The 17943-nt window shown below is 36.2% G+C and carries 18 protein-coding genes; 9 read left to right on the top strand and 9 right to left on the bottom strand.

What is annotated here, in order from left to right; all coding sequences use genetic code 11:
• The first annotated feature begins 88 nt into the window (after positions 1-88).
• Positions 89-1750 carry an IS1634 family transposase gene (locus ACYQ3P_RS05525; RefSeq protein WP_460176943.1) on the top strand — a complete coding sequence of 554 codons (1662 nt, stop codon included), beginning with the start codon at positions 89-91 and terminating at the stop codon, positions 1748-1750.
• Here the strand turns inward: ACYQ3P_RS05525 and ACYQ3P_RS05520 are convergent.
• The 7 genes from ACYQ3P_RS05520 to accC form a co-directional block, all read right to left on the bottom strand.
• The gene (locus ACYQ3P_RS05520; protein ID WP_460178095.1) at positions 1747-1974 is read right to left on the bottom strand and encodes a phospholipase D-like domain-containing protein; all 228 of its coding nucleotides are present in this window, start codon (positions 1972-1974) and stop codon (positions 1747-1749) included. The genes ACYQ3P_RS05525 and ACYQ3P_RS05520 overlap by 4 nt on opposite strands.
• Before the next feature lie 23 nt (positions 1975-1997).
• Positions 1998-2429 carry a hypothetical protein gene (locus ACYQ3P_RS05515; protein WP_460176942.1) on the bottom strand — a complete coding sequence of 144 codons (432 nt, stop codon included), beginning with the start codon at positions 2427-2429 and terminating at the stop codon, positions 1998-2000.
• A gap of 24 nt (positions 2430-2453) precedes the next feature.
• The gene (locus tag ACYQ3P_RS05510) at positions 2454-3173 is read right to left on the bottom strand and encodes a HesA/MoeB/ThiF family protein (RefSeq protein ID WP_460176941.1); all 720 of its coding nucleotides are present in this window, start codon (positions 3171-3173) and stop codon (positions 2454-2456) included.
• The gene (gene trpS / locus ACYQ3P_RS05505) at positions 3161-4147 is read right to left on the bottom strand and encodes a tryptophan--tRNA ligase (protein WP_460176940.1); all 987 of its coding nucleotides are present in this window, start codon (positions 4145-4147) and stop codon (positions 3161-3163) included. The genes ACYQ3P_RS05510 and trpS overlap by 13 nt, the downstream gene beginning before the upstream one ends.
• Positions 4148-4187: 40 nt before the next feature.
• On the bottom strand, positions 4188-4844 hold the full coding sequence (locus ACYQ3P_RS05500) for a site-2 protease family protein (protein WP_460176939.1): 657 nt from the start codon (positions 4842-4844) through the stop codon (positions 4188-4190).
• A complete protein-coding gene (gene oadA, locus ACYQ3P_RS05495; RefSeq protein ID WP_460176938.1) occupies positions 4844-6676 on the bottom strand; it encodes a sodium-extruding oxaloacetate decarboxylase subunit alpha in 1833 nt (610 codons plus the stop codon). Before oadA ends, ACYQ3P_RS05500 begins: the two co-directional genes overlap by 1 nt.
• 99 nt (positions 6677-6775) lie before the next feature.
• On the bottom strand, positions 6776-8191 hold the full coding sequence (gene accC, locus ACYQ3P_RS05490) for an acetyl-CoA carboxylase biotin carboxylase subunit (protein ID WP_460176937.1): 1416 nt from the start codon (positions 8189-8191) through the stop codon (positions 6776-6778).
• A 469-nt stretch (positions 8192-8660) separates the two neighbouring features.
• On the opposite strand from accC, the gene hisA reads away from it, so the two are divergent.
• The 8 genes from hisA to chrA are packed head-to-tail and all read left to right on the top strand — an operon-like array spanning position 8661 to position 16702.
• Positions 8661-9383: a 1-(5-phosphoribosyl)-5-[(5-phosphoribosylamino)methylideneamino]imidazole-4-carboxamide isomerase gene (gene hisA / locus ACYQ3P_RS05485; protein ID WP_460176936.1), complete on the top strand. Its 723-nt coding sequence runs from the start codon at positions 8661-8663 to the stop codon at positions 9381-9383.
• Positions 9380-10852, top strand: a complete 1473-nt coding sequence (locus ACYQ3P_RS05480; RefSeq protein WP_460176935.1) for a TRM11 family SAM-dependent methyltransferase — start codon at positions 9380-9382, stop codon at positions 10850-10852. Before hisA ends, ACYQ3P_RS05480 begins: the two co-directional genes overlap by 4 nt.
• Positions 10849-11400, top strand: a complete 552-nt coding sequence (locus tag ACYQ3P_RS05475) for a hypothetical protein (protein WP_460176934.1) — start codon at positions 10849-10851, stop codon at positions 11398-11400. Before ACYQ3P_RS05480 ends, ACYQ3P_RS05475 begins: the two co-directional genes overlap by 4 nt.
• Positions 11401-12237, top strand: coding sequence for an imidazole glycerol phosphate synthase subunit HisF (gene hisF, locus ACYQ3P_RS05470; protein WP_460176933.1), 837 nt, complete (start codon positions 11401-11403; stop codon positions 12235-12237).
• A 1-nt stretch (position 12238) separates the two neighbouring features.
• Positions 12239-13507, top strand: a complete 1269-nt coding sequence (locus ACYQ3P_RS05465; RefSeq protein WP_460176932.1) for a radical SAM/SPASM family putative metalloenzyme maturase — start codon at positions 12239-12241, stop codon at positions 13505-13507.
• Positions 13508-13535: 28 nt separating this feature from the next.
• Positions 13536-15266: an aldehyde ferredoxin oxidoreductase family protein gene (locus tag ACYQ3P_RS05460; RefSeq protein ID WP_460176931.1), complete on the top strand. Its 1731-nt coding sequence runs from the start codon at positions 13536-13538 to the stop codon at positions 15264-15266.
• 60 nt (positions 15267-15326) lie between these two features.
• A complete protein-coding gene (locus ACYQ3P_RS05455) occupies positions 15327-15572 on the top strand; it encodes a MoaD/ThiS family protein (RefSeq protein ID WP_460176930.1) in 246 nt (81 codons plus the stop codon).
• Positions 15569-16702: a chromate efflux transporter gene (gene chrA / locus ACYQ3P_RS05450; protein ID WP_460176929.1), complete on the top strand. Its 1134-nt coding sequence runs from the start codon at positions 15569-15571 to the stop codon at positions 16700-16702. Before ACYQ3P_RS05455 ends, chrA begins: the two co-directional genes overlap by 4 nt.
• On the opposite strand, the gene ACYQ3P_RS05445 is transcribed toward chrA, so the two are convergent.
• Together ACYQ3P_RS05445 and ACYQ3P_RS05440 are read right to left on the bottom strand one after the other, a co-directional pair.
• Positions 16688-17356 (bottom strand): nucleotidyl transferase AbiEii/AbiGii toxin family protein, encoded by a 669-nt coding sequence (locus ACYQ3P_RS05445; protein ID WP_460176928.1) that lies wholly within the window; start codon positions 17354-17356, stop codon positions 16688-16690. The two genes, chrA and ACYQ3P_RS05445, sit on opposite strands and share 15 nt — an antisense overlap.
• Positions 17344-17934, bottom strand: coding sequence for a type IV toxin-antitoxin system AbiEi family antitoxin domain-containing protein (locus tag ACYQ3P_RS05440; protein ID WP_460176927.1), 591 nt, complete (start codon positions 17932-17934; stop codon positions 17344-17346). Before ACYQ3P_RS05440 ends, ACYQ3P_RS05445 begins: the two co-directional genes overlap by 13 nt.
• Positions 17935-17943: the final 9 nt, after the last annotated feature.

Below are 17943 nucleotides of genomic sequence, written 5' to 3'. Positions count from 1 at the left end.
CTAATTTTATTATTTTTGCTTATTTATTCCCTTAAATATTGACTTTTTTGTCTAATTTTTGTATACTAATATAAAAAAGGAGGTAACTATGTTCGTAAAAGAATCTTGGTCAACAAAAAAAGGTAAAAAATACAAAACCTACGAAATATCTAAAGCTTACAGAGACAAAAAAACTAAAAAGGTTAGGCATGAAAAAATTGCCAATATCACTCACTTAGGTGAGCCTCTTATTTCCAAAATAAGGCAACTGCTTAAGTCACCTGAGAAAAAGGTTGTAGTGGACAAAGACAAGTTTTTTGAGGATGCAACTTCAGTAGGGCATATACTGTTACTGTTAGGATTTATGATGAAGATAGGGTTTCTGGGATGGTTAAGGCATTTTCCAAAGAAGGTAAGAGATTTGCTTTTGGCAGTAGTGCTTAACAGGATAATAGAGCCAAGGAGTAAGTATGCATCAGTGGGATGGATACGAAGAAGTGGTTTTATGGAACTGTTTGATTTAAGGGAAGAGGATATGCATGTAAATGAGATATACAGGGCAATGGACAAGTTGTATGAGAAGATGGATAATGTGTTAGATGATTTTTATAAGACGGGAGCACAAGGGACAAAGTTGTTGCTTTATGATATTACCTCAGTATACTTTGAGGGTCAAGGACCTCTGGGGCTTGCAAGATATGGATACTCAAGGGATGGGAAGCCCGATAAAAAGCAAGTATTGTTGTGTTTATGTTTGAACGAGAATAAATTTCCAGTGCATTTTGATGTTATAGAAGGCAACATATCAGATAAGGAGACAGTAAAGGGACTAATAAGTCAGTTAAAGAAGAGATACGACATCAAGGAGGCAGTATTTATAGGAGACAGGGGGATGGTGACATTACAGAATATAGAGTATCTTGAGAGAGAGGGGATAAACTACATATTAGCGATGAGATTTAGGGAAGCAAAGAAAATGGTAGTGCAGAAGGGTATACAGTTAGATATATTTCAGAAGGAGTTGCCAGTGACCATCTATATAAGTGAAGAGGAAGGGGTAAAGAGCAGATATGTACTATGTGGGTCTGAATACAGAGAAAGCCATGACAGGGAGACATTGGAAAGTATACTTAAAAGGGGCAGGGAGGCATTGGAAAAAGTAAGGCAGATGGTAGAAAGTGGAAAGCTAAGAGACAGGGAGAAAATACTGAGGAGGGCGCAGAGGAAACTGACAAAAAGTGGAGCTGAGAATTATTATGATTTCAGATACGAAGAAGGCAGATTTCAGATAATAGCAAAGCAAGAAGCTATAAAGAAGGCATATGATATGTGTGGGAAGTATATTTTGCAGACGACATTAATGAAGGAAGAAGATGAAGAAATAGAGAGGCAGTATAAGGAATTACAGACAGTGGAGGATGCATTCAAGCAGTTAAAGGATTTTGTAGAGATAAGACCGATATATCATTATAAAGACAGGAGAGTAAGGACGCATATATTTTTATGTGTGGTAGCCCAGACAGTGTTAAACAGGCTAATGGATGAGTTGAAGGAGAAAGGATGGTTAAGGGAGAGCAAAGAAAACAGTCTGAAGAAGTGTTTGGACAAATTTTATGAGATAGGGATAGGAGGTTTTGAGATAGAGGGGGAGAAAATAAGGATTATGAGCAAAGCTAAGGAGGAACATAAAAAGATACTGAGAATATTGGGAGTAGGGGATAAGATTTTCAGAACTTACGAAAGTGCGAGAGAATTTTGTAGGCTAATCTAAAAATTATAACTCATTGATTTTAAAATTTTTTTATTCAAAAGTTGATGAAGTGGGGTTAAAACATTGGGATTGTTTTTTAGTCCTTCATAAAGTTCCCGAATGCCTGAGAAATAAAAAAATCCTACAAGAAACTTAAGTTCCTCGCTTTTTTGAATTAAATCAATGAGGCGTTTTTTAAGGTTTTTGTATCCGCTGTTGGTGATAAAGTTTCTGAAGGATGACATTTTTTTATGTCACCTCATAAGCCCTAATTGTTTGATAATCTTTCAATCAAGGCATAGAGATAGTCTTGCATTTCTTGGGCAGAGAGATTGTCTGGAACAGTTTCGTTCAATATCATTGATTTGAACATTTTTCTTAAAAGCTCTGCTGGAGCTGTTTGCAGAATTTTGTCACCTATGCTTTCATTGTAATTATTGATCAGAAATGACTCTGTGTACCATAGTTCATTTGTCAATGGAATCATGCTTGAGCAGGATAGATGTTTTACTGTCTCAGGCACAGCGTTGTTGGCAATTAGGATTGCTCTTATGTCGTGGTTTAAAGATTGCAGTCCTTTAACAGCTGGATTTTGACCAAGTCTGTGCCTTCCTTTGGTAAGAGCAGAGAATCTTGTTATGTTAACGCCGGAGCAATAAATATGTTTGTTGCTATCAAGGGACTTGATTATAAAAAACATGAAATCATTTGCATATTGCATGAGCTATTCCTTTCCACAAACTTTGCAAGATGGGTCTTTTCTTGCCTTAAAGGTTTTAAATTCCTGTGTCAGTCCATTCCAGATAAGAAGTTTGTTTTCCAGAAGATTGCCAATTCCTACAAGATATTTTATTGCCTCTAAAGCTTGAAGTGTTCCGATAACTCCAGGTGTTGCTCCTACAACTGGAAATGTTTCCTTTGGTGGTGCTTCAGGGAACATGCATTTGAGACAAGGCGTTTTTGGTGAATGTATGAAACTCAGCATGCCTTGAATTCCATATATTGCGCCAAAAACAAGGGGAATCCCCTTTTTGATTGCCACTTCATTTAGGATATATCTTGTTTCAAGGTTGTCCATGCAGTCAAGTATTATTTGAGCATCTCCTACAAGTTCATATGCGTTGTCTTCAGTAATTTTCTCTGTAATCGGGATAACTTCCACATCAGGATTTAAGGCTGAAAGAGTTATTTTTGCTGAGAGGGCTTTATTAATTCCAATTCTTGAGGGACTGTGAAGGATTTGTCTGTTTAAATTTGTAATTTCAACGCTGTCAAAATCGCATATTATAATTTTTCCAACTCCTGCTACTGCAAGATAAATTGAAACAGGACTTCCAAGTCCACCTGCTCCTGCAATAAAAACTGTTGAGGATTTTAATTTTTTCTGTCCTTCCTCGCCCCAGCCTTCAATCATCATTTGTCTGTTGTATCTTAGGAAATCCAACCCATGACCTCCTTCATCTCTTTGAGCGTTTCTTCGGCGACTTTTTTTGCCTTTTTACAGCCTTCCTGCGCGATTTCAATAAGTAACGCTGGGTTGTCTATCAGCCTTTGACGGTTTTCCCATATTGGCTTTAGGGTGTCTATAACATGGTTAATCAAAATTTTTTTGCAGTCTATACAGCCGATTTTTGCGGTTTTGCAGCCTTCAGTGACTTCATTTTTTTCATCATCTGTAGAAAATATCCTGTGTAAGTCAAATACAGGACACTTTTGAGGGTCACCTGCATCACTTCTTCTTTTACGAGCTGGGTCTGTTACCATTGTTCTAAGTTTTTCAGTAACAGTTTTTTCATCATCGCTTAGATAAATTGCATTTCCATAGCTCTTTGACATTTTTCTTCCATCTGTGCCAGGAACCTTTGGAAACTGTGTAAGAAGGGCTTCCGGCTCTGGGAAGAACTCTTTTCCATAAAGATAATTGAATCTTCTTGCAACCTCCCTTGAAATTTCAAGATGGGGCACTTGGTCAACTCCTACAGGCACATATTTAGCTTTGTAGATGAGAATGTCAGCGGTCTGAAGCACAGGATAGCCTAAAAAGCCGTAAGAGTCAAGGTCCTTGTCTTTTATTTGTTCTTTTTTCTCTTTATATGTTGGCACTCTTTCAAGCCATCCAAGAGGTGTTATCATGCTTAGGAAAATGTGAAGCTCTGCATGCTGTGGAACTTGAGACTGAATAAATATGGTTGATTTTTGCGGGTCAAGTCCAGCTGCAATAAAGTTCATAAGAAGATCAAAAGTATATTCCTTTATCAGCGATGGATTTGGATAAATAGTTGTTAAAGCATGCCAGTCAGCAATAAAGAAAAAGCATTCATATTTATCCTGAATTCTTACCCAGTTTGAAAGTGCTCCGATTAAATTTCCCAGATGAAGTGGTCCGCTTGGCTGCATTCCACTTAAAACTCTATCCATATATCGCCTCCTATATCAAGCCAAAAGGCTGAATTCTTTCCTAAATCATAGACAGTATGGAATAAAAAATTTTAACAAGGGGTAATACAAAAATTCTTGTTAATCCTGTAACAATCATGAACAATACAATTATTGAACCGAAAGGTTCTATTCTCTCCATCATTTCAGCATATTTAATCGGTAGCACTCCCATAAGAATTCTTCCACCATCAAGAGGAGGAATAGGAATCAGATTAAACGCTGCAAGGATTATATTAATCATTATAGTTGCCTTTAAAATCAAAATGAGTGGTTCAAAGATAAAGTCTGGTATAATCCCCATCAAAGGAAAAGCTATCCACTTAATTAAAATTGTGCAGACTATTGCAACTAAAAGGTTTGCCATAGGTCCGCCCACTGCAGTTAAAGCCATTCCAGCACGGGGATTTTTAAAGTTGTATGGATTTACAGGAACAGGTTTGGCGTATCCGAAAACCCATTGTCCACTTGTGAGGACAAGCAACATAAATGGCATAATGATAGTGCCGAAGAGGTCTATGTGGGCAACAGGATTTAAGGTAAGACGACCAGCATATTTTGCCGTATTGTCTCCTAATTTGTATGCAATCCATCCATGTGCAAGCTCATGAAACACAATGGCTATCAGAATTGCTGGAGCTGAAATGATTATTTGTCTTATAATTCCTTCAAATTCCATTATTTTATCCTTATCATGACTTCATCTGGGTTGACCATGTCTCCCTCTTTTACATAAATTTCTTCAACAACTCCATCAACAGGTGAATGAATTTCGTTCTCCATTTTCATGGCTTCTACAATAACTACCGTATCACCAGCAGAGACTTTGTCGCCTTTTTTGACCTTTATTTTTACAACAGTACCCGGCATTGGAGATGTAATATCTCCCGGCTCGGATGCTCTTGGCCTTACAGACTCTTTTGGCTTAATCTCAACCTTACCTTCTTCGCTTGGAACAACTTCTTGAATGGATTCTACGATTACTTCTACGAGCTGATTGTTTACATAGAGATAATAAGGTCTCTTTCCATCTACCTTGTGTCCCTTTCCACCAACCTTTACATGATAAGATTCTCCATAGAGATTTATCATAAATTCCGTGGGTGCAAGGCTTGGCGTTGGTTTTGCTTCTTCCTTAGCTTCTATTTTAGCAGAAGGAAATTCCTCCTTTATGCCTTTTTCCTTAGCTTCAAGGAATTCAAGAAATACCTTTGGAAATAAGCAGTAACTTAGGACATCCTCATCTGAACGAGCTTTGTCTCTCAGTTCCTTTTTAGCTTTTTCAAACTCTGGCTCCAGTAAGTCAGCGGGTCTGCAGGTAATAAATTCTTCATCTCCAAGAATTTTTTTCCTTACCTCTTCGTTTACAGGAACAGGTGGTCTGCCATATAGTCCTTTAAAGTAGTTTTTTGTCTCAGTTGTAACCATCTTGTATCTTTCTCCTGTAAGAACATTAAGGGTTGCCTGAGTGCCAACAATCTGGCTTGAGGGCGTAACAAGGGGAGGATATCCAAAGTCTTCCCTGACACGGGGTATCTCTTCCATGACTTCCTTTATTCTGTGAAGGGAGTTTTGTTCCCTCAGTTGATTCACAAGGTTGCTGAGCATCCCTCCAGGTACTTGATAAACTATTACTTTTGGATCAGGTCCTATGTATTCGCTTTCAAGGGCTTTATATTTTTTTCTTGTTTCAAAGAAGTAATCAGCTATCTCATCAAGTAATTCCATGTTGAATTTTGGATCCCTTTCAGTGTCTTTTAGAATATGGCATACTGTTTCAAGGGGTGGTTGGGATGTACCACCAGCCATAGTTGATATTGCGCAATCTACAATGTCAACACCAGCTTCAATTGCTTTGATAGTTGTTGCAACAGCCATTCCAGCAGTGTCATGGGTATGAAGGTGAATTGGAAGGTCTATTTCTTCTTTTAGTTTTTTTATAAGATTGTAGGCGGTGTATGGATCAAGAAGTCCTGCCATATCTTTGATGCAGATTATGTGTGCTCCCATGTCCCTTAGTTTTTTTGCAAGGTCAACAAAGTAATCTATCGTGTAAATTGGACCAATCGTATAGCAAAAGGCAGCCTCAACAGTTCTTCCATATTTAAGAGTTGCTTCAATTGATTTTTCCATATTTCTTAAATCATTCAGGGCATCAAAAATTCTGAGAATATCTATTCCGTTTTCAATTGTCTTTTCAACAAATTTTTCTACAACATCATCGGGATAATGCCTGTATCCTACAAGATTTTGCCCTCTGAGTAGCATTTGTAATTTAGTGTTTTTTACAAGAGACCGAATTGTTCTCAATCTTTCCCACGGGTCCTCCCTGAGAAATCTCAAACAACTGTCAAATGTAGCTCCTCCCCAAACCTCAAGGGAATGGAAACCAACTTTATCCATCTTTTCAACAATCGGTACAATGTCTTCAAGCTTTAGTCTTGTTGCATGCAAACTTTGATGGGCATCCCTCAATGTTGTATCCATAATTTTTACTGGTGCTTTAATCATTTTACACCTCAATATCTATTGTTTATAGAGTATCTTTTGGCTATATCAAGCAGTTAGTAAACAATAATCACCGCAATAGGCGAACCACCAATTATCATTTTAAACTCTACTATGGGCAACAATGGCTGCTGAAAGTATAACGGCTAAATCAAATGGGTCTTTTTCTTCTGTATATAACAGTTTCTCAAGTCTTTCATCTATATATTTAGTGCTGAAATTTCCTTTTCGGAAATCTTCATCTTCCATTATTTTTATGTAAAGGGGGATTGTTGTCTTGACTCCTCTTATGATATATTCACTCAAAGCTCTATGCATTCTTCTTACAACCTCATCCCATGTTCTTCCCCATGCAACCAGCTTTGCAAGCAAAGAATCGTAGTATGGCGGGACATTGTATCCCTCAGTAACATGTCCATCAATTCTTATTCCAAATCCTCCGGGTGAATAGTAGGCTGTTACAACGCCGGTGGATGGCAGGAAATCGTTTAAAGGGTCTTCTGCGTTTATTCTGCATTCTATGGCATAACCATCAAGCCTTATGTCACTTTGCTTGATTGTGAGAGTTTCTCCTGAGGCTATTCTTATCATAGTTTGCACAAGGTCTATACCTGTTACTTCTTCAGTAATTGTGTGCTCCACCTGAATTCTTGTGTTCATTTCAAGGAAGTAGAAATTTAATTTCTCATCCACCAGAAATTCAACTGTGCCAACATTATCATATCCAACTGCCTTTGCAATTTTTATAGCTGCCTCCCCCATCTTTTGTCTGACTTCTTCGGTTAATAAAAGAGATGGTGCAATTTCAATAAGTTTCTGATGTCTTCTCTGTATTGAGCAGTCCCTTTCTCCAAGATGGATTATGTTTCCGTATTTGTCAGCTACTAACTGAATTTCAATATGATGAGGTCTTTCAAGAAACTTTTCAATAAAAATTCTTTCGTCTCCAAAGGCTTTCTTTGCCTCTGACATTGCAATGGATATCTGTCTACGAAGACTTTCCTCATCATAGCAGACTCTAAGTCCCCTTCCACCTCCTCCTGCTACTGCTTTGATCATCACAGGAAAACCGATTTCTTTTGCACATTTAACAGCTTCTTCTAAATCGCTTAATGGAGGAGTGCCGGGTAAAAGAGGAATTCCGAGTTCTCTGGCAATGTTTCTTGCTTCATTCTTAAGTCCCATTTTCCTGATAGCCTCTGGATTGGGACCAATAAATGTTATACCTGCTTGCAGACAAGCCTCAGCAAACTGAGGATTTTCAGCCAAAAAACCATATCCGGGATGTATGGCATCGCAGCCTACATTTTTTGCAAGTTCTACAATTCCATATATATTGAGATATCCTCTCAGTGGTCCTGGAGTGACGAGATAGGCTTCATCAGCCTTTTTGACATATCTTGCAGTTGCATCTGGCTCACAATAGATAGCTACAGTTCTAATTCCAAGCTCTTTACAAGCTCTGATAATTCTGAGTGCAATTTCTCCCCTGTTGGCAATTAAAACTTTCTTAAACACTTTTCACCTGTAAACAAGGATTTTAAGAATTAAATTATATTATAAAAATTTTTTATTTTTTTTGCAATAAAATATGGGTTATTGTTCCCTTATTTTTTCCTTTTGTCAAAAATGGCGATAGAAATTTAAAAATAACTAAAACCTTTTGAAAATGGACATTTTTTACTGTCATCGTATGTTAAATATATGGACATTGCGAGAGAATTTATTTCTGAGGCTATACTTTCTTTTTATGAGATTGCTTCGGGACTTTGTCCCTCGCAATGACAGAGAGGTGTTCACCATGCACCATCCACCAACCACTATCCACTAATCAGAGGCTGCCTCACCCCATTGAGGGGGTCTTGCGGTGACGCTTTGGGTAATTGCTACGCTATGCTCGCAACAAGGGGGCTCTCAGTGAAGCTTGGCTTTCTTTATTTTTGGGTTTTGTCAACTCTGCCTTTAGTAAGTTATGTTATACTAAAAAATGTATATCATACCAGCAATTGACCTAAAAGACAGCAAATGCGTAAGACTTCGTCAAGGAAGATTTGATGATGTAACTGTCTATTATGAAAATCCTGCGGATGCAGCTAAAAAATGGCAGGATGAAGGAGCAGAGGTTCTCCATGTTGTTGATCTTGACGGAGCAAAGGATGGAAAAATCAGCAATCTTCCCTCAATTCAAAAAATAAGAAAGACATTCAAAGGCAAAATAGAAGTTGGCGGAGGAATAAGAAGATTTGATGATATTAAGCTTTTAATTGAGGCAGGAGTAGACAGGGTAATACTTGGAACAGTTGCTGTTCAGAGTCCTGATTTTATAAAACAAGCCTGCGAAATGTTTCCATCCCGAATAATAGTTGGCATAGATGCAAAGGATGGATATGTTGCGGTTAAAGGCTGGGTAGAAGTTACAAAAGTCAAGGCAACTGAGCTTGCGCTCAAGCTTCAGGACTATGGCATCTGGGGAGTAATTTACACTGATATCTCAAGGGATGGAATGCTTGTTGGTCCAAATATAAAAGCAACTGAGAAGTTGGTTAATACTCTTAAAGTTCCAGTAATTGCCTCTGGTGGAGTTTCCTCACTTGATGACATTTTAAATCTTAAAAAAGTAAAAGGACTCTGGGGCGTCATTACTGGTAAAGCTCTTTATGAAGGTAAAATTAATTTAAGAGAGGCAATTTTGGCAGTGAAGAGAGAATGAAGAGTTTATTGAAAAAGCAGGATATAATTGAGCAGATAGTCATAGATAAAAAAAGAGGACTGTCTGATATTGATATCGGGAAAAAATATGGAGTTAATTATAAACAAATTGAACAGGCAATCATCAAGTCAACTGGAGTCTCTGTAAGTTCTCTCAGTAAAAATAAAAAAATAAGAGCTCTTGCCCCGAAAGATTTTAAGGAAGAGACAACTACCGTCTGGAGCTTTAAAAACAGAGGAAATTGGGCAACCCACTCAGGAGAATACAGAGGAAATTGGTCTCCCTATATACCAAGAAATGTGATTTTGAAATATTCAAATATAGGAGACTTGGTTTTAGACCAATTTTGTGGTGCAGGAACAACTGCAGTTGAATGTAAACTTCTTGGAAGGCGTTGTATTGGTTTGGATATAAATGAAAAGGCAATTGAACTTGCAAAAAAGAATATTGATTTCAAAGTGCCTTCAATTTTTGGAGAAATTTATGAACCTGAGCTTTTAGTTGGTGATGCAAGAAATTTGAATTTTTTAAAAGACAACTCAATAGATTTAATATGTACTCATCCTCCTTATGCAAATATTATCCATTATACAGACAACAAAGAAGGAGATTTGTCTTACTGCAATATTGAAGAATTTTTGAAACAAATGCAAATTGTTGCAAGAGAATGTTTCAGAGTTTTAAAGCCAAATAAAAAATGTGCGATTTTAATTGGAGATATAAGAAAAAATAAATACATAGTGCCTCTTGGCTTTAGGCTTCTTAAGGTTTTTTTAGAAAGCGGATTTAAACTTAAGGAGCTCGTAATAAAAAGACAACATAATTGTAAAACAACAGGCTTTTGGTATGAAAGAAGTTTCAAATTCAACTTTCTCCTGCTTGCCCATGAATATCTTTTCATTTTTGAAAAACCTCAAGACCGCCTTTGCTTAGAGGAACAGGCTTTTGGTTATGAAATCAATGAACAAACATTTAAAATTGAGACACCCCCTGAAAAATTTGAAACAACAACTGTGTGGATATTTCCTGAAAAAAATTATGAGAATCTCATTTATTGGAATTTGATAAATCGTTATTGCAAAAATGGTAACTGCAAAGTTATTGATACTTTATCTGTTTATAAAAAACAAAGAAAGACCGCACAAGACTCTCAATTAGAACTTTTATATCTTAATTTTTCGCTTAAAGAATTAAATAATTTTTTTGAAGAACTCAAACGAATAATAGGGTTTTATCTGCCAAAAATAAAGGAAAATGGATATATTGCCATAAGAACTCAAGATAGAAAATCATATGGATATACAATTCCTTTAGCAAAAATGCTTATTGATGAAATAGTTTTTACTGAACTTAAACTAAAAGAAATTGTGATTCTTACGAAGGAAGAGAGCTCTAAAGACTTTTTCCTATTGGACAATGGCTTAAGTATAGTTCATGAATACTTATTACTGTATGAAAAGATAAAATGAACAAGCGAAAAAACATTTATCAACATTCAATAGAGTTAAAAGAACTAAAAATTAAAAACATGCCAAGAGAAGAATTTAGAAAAGAGCTTGAAAAAATTGAATACAGAGGTTATAAAGTTGAAGGCATATCTGATGGAAGAGCTATTGTAATAACTAAACCAGGCGGAAAATTTACTTATGGTAAAATTCGTCGTGAAGATTTTATGGTTTGGGTTTATAATCCCCAAGACTCAACTCTTTGGCTTATTTCCCATAAAGATATCTGGCAAGATTTAGAGGAAAAGGGAAAGAAAAATCCTCAAGAGACATTAAAAATTATTAATGCTCTTAAAAAAGTTTTTATTGGACATGAGCCAGATGAGGTGCTTAAAATGTTAGAAATTAACGAAAATGATTTGCCGGGTGAAAAAACAGAAGTTCTTCTTAAGGCTTACAAGTGGATTTGGGGACAGGAAGACTGCAATTATCCTGATGGAAAAGGAAGAGATATGTCTATGGAAGAAATTTTAAAATTAAAGGAAAAACTTCAGGAATACCTTGGAGGATAAATGCTTGCAAAAAGGATAATTCCATGTCTTGATGTTAAGGATGGAAGGGTTGTAAAGGGTGTAAATTTTCTTAATTTGAGGGATGCAGGGGATCCTGTTGAAAATGCAATGTATTATGATGAGGAAGAGGCTGATGAGCTTGTTTTCCTTGATGTTACCGCATCCCACGAAAAAAGAAAAATAATCATTGATGTTGTTGAACGCACTGCCTCTGTTGTTTTCATGCCTTTGACAGTTGGTGGAGGTATTAAAACATTGGATGATATAAGAGACCTTCTTAATGCTGGTGCAGACAAGGTTTCAATTAATACAACTGCAGTTAAAGATCCTTATTTTATTCAGAAAGCCTCAAGCCGTTTTGGCTCTCAGTGCATTGTAATTGCAATTGATGCTAAAAGGGTTGATAAAAGCTTTAATCCAAAAGCATATCAGCCTGAGGCATGGTTTGATGATGTTGAGCTTAAGGATGTTCTTTACAATGACAATACTCGTTTTGTCCTTTCAACTCATGGTGGTAGGCTTATGAGACCGATTGATGCAGTCCTATGGGCAAAGAAAATGGAAGAATTTGGTGCAGGTGAAATTCTGCTTACGAGCATGGACAGAGATGGCACTAAAGAAGGATATGATATAGAGCTTACTCGAGCAATTGCTGACGCTGTAAGCATACCTGTTATAGCATCTGGAGGTGCTGGAACACTTGAGCATCTTTATGAGGCATTTGCCTATGCAAAGGCTGATGCAGCACTGGCAGCATCAATATTTCACTTTAGGGAATACTCAGTGAGGGAGGCAAAGATGTACCTTAAAGAAAGAGGGATTCCAATGAGGCTTTAAAATGTATCCAGAAAGATTAATTGTTGAAACAACTACAAGATGTAATCTTCATTGTGCAATCTGTCCTAAACAAAGTCCCAATTATCATCAACCTGAAATGGATATGGATTTTGAAACTTTCAAAAAGCTTTCTCCCCTTTTTCCATACTTAAAAAGTCTTGTCTTAAGCGGAATCGGAGAACCGCTTTTGCATCCTGCTCTTGAAGATTTTATCTCCTATGCAAAACAAAGAATGCCAAAGAATGCTTCAATAGGCTTTCAGACAAACGGAGTTTTACTTACCCAAGAGCGAATGAATGAGCTTATAAAAGCTGGACTTAATAAAATCTGCGTTTCAATTGATAGTTTAGTGCCTGTTTCAGGACTTCATGATCCGGAGTTTGCAAAAAGAGCTCTTGAAATTGTAGCAAGCACAAGGACAAATGGCAAAAAACCTCTTCACTCAGGGATAGAGATTGTTATAACAAAAGATAATCTTGATCAGATAATACCAACAATAATTGAAGCAGCAAAATATAATATAGGCTTTGTTATTTTGTCTCATCTTATTCCATACTCACCAGAGGCAACACAAAAAGTAGCATATGAGACAAACAATAAAGAAGCAGTACGGATATTTAAAAAATGGTATGCAAGGCTTTTAAAAAAGGGATATTCTACTGATGACTGGCTTGAGCAGATAAAAAAGAAGGCACTTCCTGAGTTTCATCCTAAGGATAGTGAACCGATTAGACTTTTCAAAGCTATGTATAACGAGGCAGAGAAAAAAGGAATAACTCTACATTTAAATAATCTCATAGGTAGAGATGAAGAAGTTCTTAATGGAGTTGAAAAAGTTCTTAAAGAAGTTGCAAATCTTAAGCAAAAGTTGAATTTGAAAATAAAACTTCCTCGCACAAATCCTCATCCAAAAAGAAACTGCGATTTTCTTGAAGAAAAATGCATGTTCATAGGAGTAGATGGAGAAGTATCTCCCTGCTATTTTCTCTGGCATAGTTTTACTTGCTATATTTCTGGGCTGAAAAAATCTATAAAAAGATGGTCCTTTGGAAATTTAAATGAAAAGAATCCGATTGAGATTTTTAATTCTAAGCCATATCAGCATTTTATGGAATCTGTTTTAAGATATGATTTCCCTTATTGCTATGACTGCAACTTTGCATTGTGTGACCTTATGGAGCTTGAAGAATTTATCTATGATTGCTATACAAATGATGTGCCTTGTGGCGCATGCCTTTGGTGTGGCGGTTTGTTTTATTGTTTGATATAATTAAAAAAAAGCATTTTGGAGGTGGGATATGAAAATTTTAAGAATCAACATGAGTACTGATGAACCAACTGTAAAAGTTGAAGATTTAGGCGAGTATGAAGGATTGGCTGGAAGAGCACTCACATCAGCAATCATCTCAAAAGAAGTTGATCCACTATGCCATCCATTAAGTGCTGACAACAAAATAGTTTTTGCCTGTGGACTTTTAGGTGGAACAGCAGCGGCTATGTCTGGAAGACTTTCTGTTGGATGCAAAAGTCCGCTAACAGGTGGTATTAAAGAGGCAAACGCAGGTGGACAGGCTGGACAGGTTATGGGAAGACTTGGATATGCAGCAATTGTTCTTGAAGGAAAGCCTAAGGGAGATGATACATATAAAATTTACATAAACAAAGACGGAGTTAGAGTAATTAAAGACAACTCAATCAAGATGCTTCCAAACTATGATTTGATTGAAAAAATTAAACAAGAGTTTGGGGAAAAAATTGCATGCATATCAGTTGGACCTGCAGGAGAGATGAAAATGAGTGCTGCCTCTGTTGCAGTGACAGATATGGAGTTAAGACCAACTCGTCACGCTGGACGGGGTGGAGTTGGAGCTGTTATGGGTTCAAAGGGAGTTAAAGTAATTGTGCTTGATGATGCAGGCACAACTATAAGACAGCCAAAAGATCCAGAGGCATTCAAGGATGCAAATAAAAGATTTGTTGCTGGACTTCAGAAACATCCAGTTACAGGGCAAGGTCTTCCAGCATATGGAACAAATGTTTTAACAAATATAATTAATGAAGTTGGAGCATATCCAACATATAACTTCAAAGAAGGAAGATTTGCAGGTGCAAGAAAGATAAGTGGAGAGGTTGAGGCAGAGCTTGAAAAACAAAGGGGTGGAAATCCAACTCATGGATGCCATCGTGGATGCGTTATTCGTTGTTCTGGAATTTATCATGACAAAGACGGACACTATCTTACAAAACAGCCAGAGTATGAGACAGTATGGGCACTTGGTGGAAACTGTGGAATTGACGATTTAGATAAAATTGCAATGATGGACTTCCTTTGTGACAACTATGGAGTTGATACAATAGAGATGGGAGCTACAATTGGAGTTGCAATGGAGGCAGGACTTCTCAAATTTGGAGATGCAGATGGTGCAATAAATCTTTTGCATGAGGTTGGAAAAGGAACGCATCTTGGAAGAATTATTGGAAACGGTGCAGCATTTACAGGAAAGGCATTTGGAGTTGAGAGAGTTCCAGTTGTAAAAGGACAGGCACTTCCAGCCTATGATCCAAGAGCAGTTCAAGGAGTTGGTGTAACCTATGCAACAAGCCCAATGGGTGCAGACCATACTGCTGGATACTCAATTGCACTGAATGTTTTGAAGACAGGAGGATTTGTTGATCCACTTAAACCTGAAGGACAGGTTGACTTATCAAGAAATCTCCAGATTGCAACAGCCTTCATTGATTCAACAGGTATGTGTCTTTTCATTGCTTTTGCACTGCTTGACCAGCCAGAAACAAATCAAGCACTTTTAGATATGATAAACAGCTTCTATGGATGGAGCATGACAGACAAGGAAGTAGTTGAGTATGGCAAAAAAGTTCTTAAATTTGAGAGAGATTTTAATGCTCGTGCAGGATTTACAAAACAGCATGACAGGCTTCCGAGATTCTTCTACAAAGAGCCATTTCCTCCTCACAATGTAGTCTTCATGGTTAAAGATGAGGAGCTTGACCAACTCTTTAATTGGTAATTAGATAAAAAGTGCAAGTGCAGGCTCTTACCTGCACTTGCACATACATATGCACTTAAGATGAAAGTAATAGTTAAACTTTTTGGTGGACTTACAACATTAAAGGATTTTCAAAAAACTGAAGAGGGAGATATAATTTTTGAAACATCTGAGCCCCTCACATTAGGAGATTTAATTACATCTTTAAGCCTTAATAAAAAGCCCTTTATAATTATCTTAAACGGAATAATTCAAAACGAACTTTCAGTTTCCTTAAAAGATGGAGATGAAATAAGTCTTTTCCCGCCAATTGCAGGAGGAAAATGATTTTACAGCTATTTCTCTCTTTTCTTAAGCTCGGACTTACTGCATTCGGTGGTCCTGCTATGGTTGCATACATAAAGGAGCTTGCAGTTGACAAAAAGGGATGGCTTGACAAAAAGACCTTTCAAGAAGGAGTTGCTCTTGCTCAAGCAATTCCCGGTGCAACTGCAGTTCAAGTAGCAGGATATGTTGGACTAAAAAAGGCAGGGATTTTAGGAGGACTTGCAAGCTTTTCTGCTTTTGCTCTTCCTGCCTTCATTCTAATGCTTATCTTATCAGCCCTTTATGCAAAAACCCATTCAACTCAAGAGGCAATTGCAATTTTTACAGGACTTCAGGTTATTGTTGTTGCAATTGTTGCAAATGCATTTATCAGCTTTACAAGACCAATAATAAAATCAAAGGGGGAGATTTTCATTGCATTTCTTGCCTTTGTCCTTTTTCTTATAAAAATAAACCCATTTCTAATAATTGTTGTTTGTGCCTTTGTATCTCAAATTATTTTTAAAGATAAATCAACTGAACTTAGCAATGAAACTAAGCCTTTTGCCTTGAAAGGACTTACTTTTCTTTTTGTTTTGGTTATATTAGGCTTAATTATCCTTTATTTTTTAGATAAAACGCTTTTTAATTTATCAATTACCATGATGAAAATTGACCTCTTTGCCTTTGGAGGCGGATATGCCTCACTACCACTTATGCTTCATGAGTTTGTTGAAAGACTTGATTGGATTGATGGAAAAACTTTTATGGATGGAATTGCGCTTGGGCAGGTAACACCTGGACCTATTGTTATTACAGCTACATTTGTTGGATATTTAATGAAAGGGTTTGTTGGTGCCACAGTAGCTACAGTTTCTGTTTTTGCTCCATCTTTTTTAATTCTATCGCTGGCAACAGAACTTTCAGAAAAAATAAAACATTCTAAACTATTTTTAAGAGCAAAAAAAGGACTTCTTGCATCATTTTCAGGACTTCTTCTTTTCGCACTGTTTAAGTTCATACAAAGTGTTGACTGGAGTCTTATTAAAATTGCCATAGCGGTTGTATGCTTTATTGCTTTATACGGAAAAATCAACATCTTATATGTGGTTACAGTAGGAAGCCTGCTTTCTTTTTTAATTTTTCGTTAGTCTTTCGTAAATTTTATTAAGTAAAATTTTGAAGTTCTCATTCACATAGTATTTTCTAAATTCAGGCTCTACAATTGAACCAAGCTTTACTGAATAATCTTTTCTGCTGAGACCCTTTATCATTTTCACCATTTTTTCAAGTTTTTCCTTTTCCGCATCTATCTCAATTCCTTTTTTAACTAAAAATTCAATGTCAAAGACATCTCTTATTTCACCCCTACTTAGAAATGCTTCTATTTTGTTTTTCATAACTTCCTTTAAAGTTGGTGTTCTTACGAGAACTTGAATATTTGAATACTTGCTGTAGGCAATTGCAAATTCAGTTTGAATGTTCTTAATCTCTTTTCTTATCTCAATTTTCAGGTTTCTTGGATATGTCTCTGCCTTTATTTCAAAGAGAATCGTGTAATATTTATTTTCTGCATCCTTAATTTCATATTGATGTTGTAGAAAATTTTTAAGTTTATAAAAAAAATCTTCAACCTCAATTTTCTTAAAAAACCAAAAATCTAAGTCAACTGAAAATCTATTGAGTTCATAGCATAACCTTAGCATTGTTCCACCAGTAAATATGAGATAATTAAGAAATCTTCCACTTTTAAGTTTATCTAACACTTCCAATTCAAATTTTTCTTGTAAAATTAAATCTTGCATATTTCCTTTAGCTTTTTTTGAGTTTTTACTGGATATTTGCTTACGATTTCATCAATTTTTTTTGCATCTAACTTTTCCAAATCAATTGATTCTAAATCAAAGGAGTATTTTCCAAAACTGCTTAGATAAACTGCATCAATAAAAGCCTTTTCTTTTGTTGCAATAAAAAAATCATCATATTTTACAAAATCAAAATAAAGCTCCCGTTTAATTTTATAGAAGTAGAGAGTTTTATCCTTCAATTCATACTTTTTAGTTCTCTTTAAACAAACAGATTCATAAATACCTTTTTGAACCTGAGTTGTAATGCCATAAAAAGAAAGTGCTGTCATAAGAGAAATATAAGAGGGAACTTGGAGAAAATTTGCTATTTTAAAAAAGTCTAAATTAGAAAAAGACTGCCATTTCTCAAAAAAGATATAGAAATCCTTTTTTACTCTTATAATTAATCCCTTCTTTACATATCTTGTGCATAATACTCGTGCGGAATTTTCTTTAATGTTGAGTACTTGAGAAATATCTCTTAAAGTGAAAAAGTTTTTGCTATTAAGTTTTTCTCTAAGTTCAAAAAGTTTCATTAAATATAT

This window comes from Thermodesulfovibrio hydrogeniphilus (genome assembly GCF_054657355.1).
The sequence above is the reverse complement of the archived record's forward strand: the minus strand, read 5'-3'. Positions and strand labels throughout refer to the sequence as shown.

Excerpts from the sequence above, each read along its gene's own strand:
- ACYQ3P_RS05525 (WP_460176943.1), top strand. The coding sequence starts at position 89 with ATGTTCGTAAAAGAATCTTGGTCAACAAAAAAAGGTAAAAAATACAAA.
- ACYQ3P_RS05520 (WP_460178095.1), bottom strand. The coding sequence starts at position 1,974 with ATGTCATCCTTCAGAAACTTTATCACCAACAGCGGATACAAAAACCTT.
- ACYQ3P_RS05515 (WP_460176942.1), bottom strand. The coding sequence starts at position 2,429 with ATGTTTTTTATAATCAAGTCCCTTGATAGCAACAAACATATTTATTGC.
- trpS (WP_460176940.1), bottom strand. The coding sequence starts at position 4,147 with ATGGATAGAGTTTTAAGTGGAATGCAGCCAAGCGGACCACTTCATCTG.
- ACYQ3P_RS05500 (WP_460176939.1), bottom strand. The coding sequence starts at position 4,844 with ATGGAATTTGAAGGAATTATAAGACAAATAATCATTTCAGCTCCAGCA.
- oadA (WP_460176938.1), bottom strand. The coding sequence starts at position 6,676 with ATGATTAAAGCACCAGTAAAAATTATGGATACAACATTGAGGGATGCC.
- hisA (WP_460176936.1), top strand. The coding sequence starts at position 8,661 with ATGTATATCATACCAGCAATTGACCTAAAAGACAGCAAATGCGTAAGA.
- ACYQ3P_RS05480 (WP_460176935.1), top strand. The coding sequence starts at position 9,380 with ATGAAGAGTTTATTGAAAAAGCAGGATATAATTGAGCAGATAGTCATA.
- ACYQ3P_RS05475 (WP_460176934.1), top strand. The coding sequence starts at position 10,849 with ATGAACAAGCGAAAAAACATTTATCAACATTCAATAGAGTTAAAAGAA.
- hisF (WP_460176933.1), top strand. The coding sequence starts at position 11,401 with ATGCTTGCAAAAAGGATAATTCCATGTCTTGATGTTAAGGATGGAAGG.
- ACYQ3P_RS05465 (WP_460176932.1), top strand. The coding sequence starts at position 12,239 with ATGTATCCAGAAAGATTAATTGTTGAAACAACTACAAGATGTAATCTT.
- ACYQ3P_RS05460 (WP_460176931.1), top strand. The coding sequence starts at position 13,536 with ATGAAAATTTTAAGAATCAACATGAGTACTGATGAACCAACTGTAAAA.
- ACYQ3P_RS05455 (WP_460176930.1), top strand. The coding sequence starts at position 15,327 with ATGAAAGTAATAGTTAAACTTTTTGGTGGACTTACAACATTAAAGGAT.
- chrA (WP_460176929.1), top strand. The coding sequence starts at position 15,569 with ATGATTTTACAGCTATTTCTCTCTTTTCTTAAGCTCGGACTTACTGCA.
- ACYQ3P_RS05445 (WP_460176928.1), bottom strand. The coding sequence starts at position 17,356 with ATGCAAGATTTAATTTTACAAGAAAAATTTGAATTGGAAGTGTTAGAT.
- ACYQ3P_RS05440 (WP_460176927.1), bottom strand. The coding sequence starts at position 17,934 with ATGAAACTTTTTGAACTTAGAGAAAAACTTAATAGCAAAAACTTTTTC.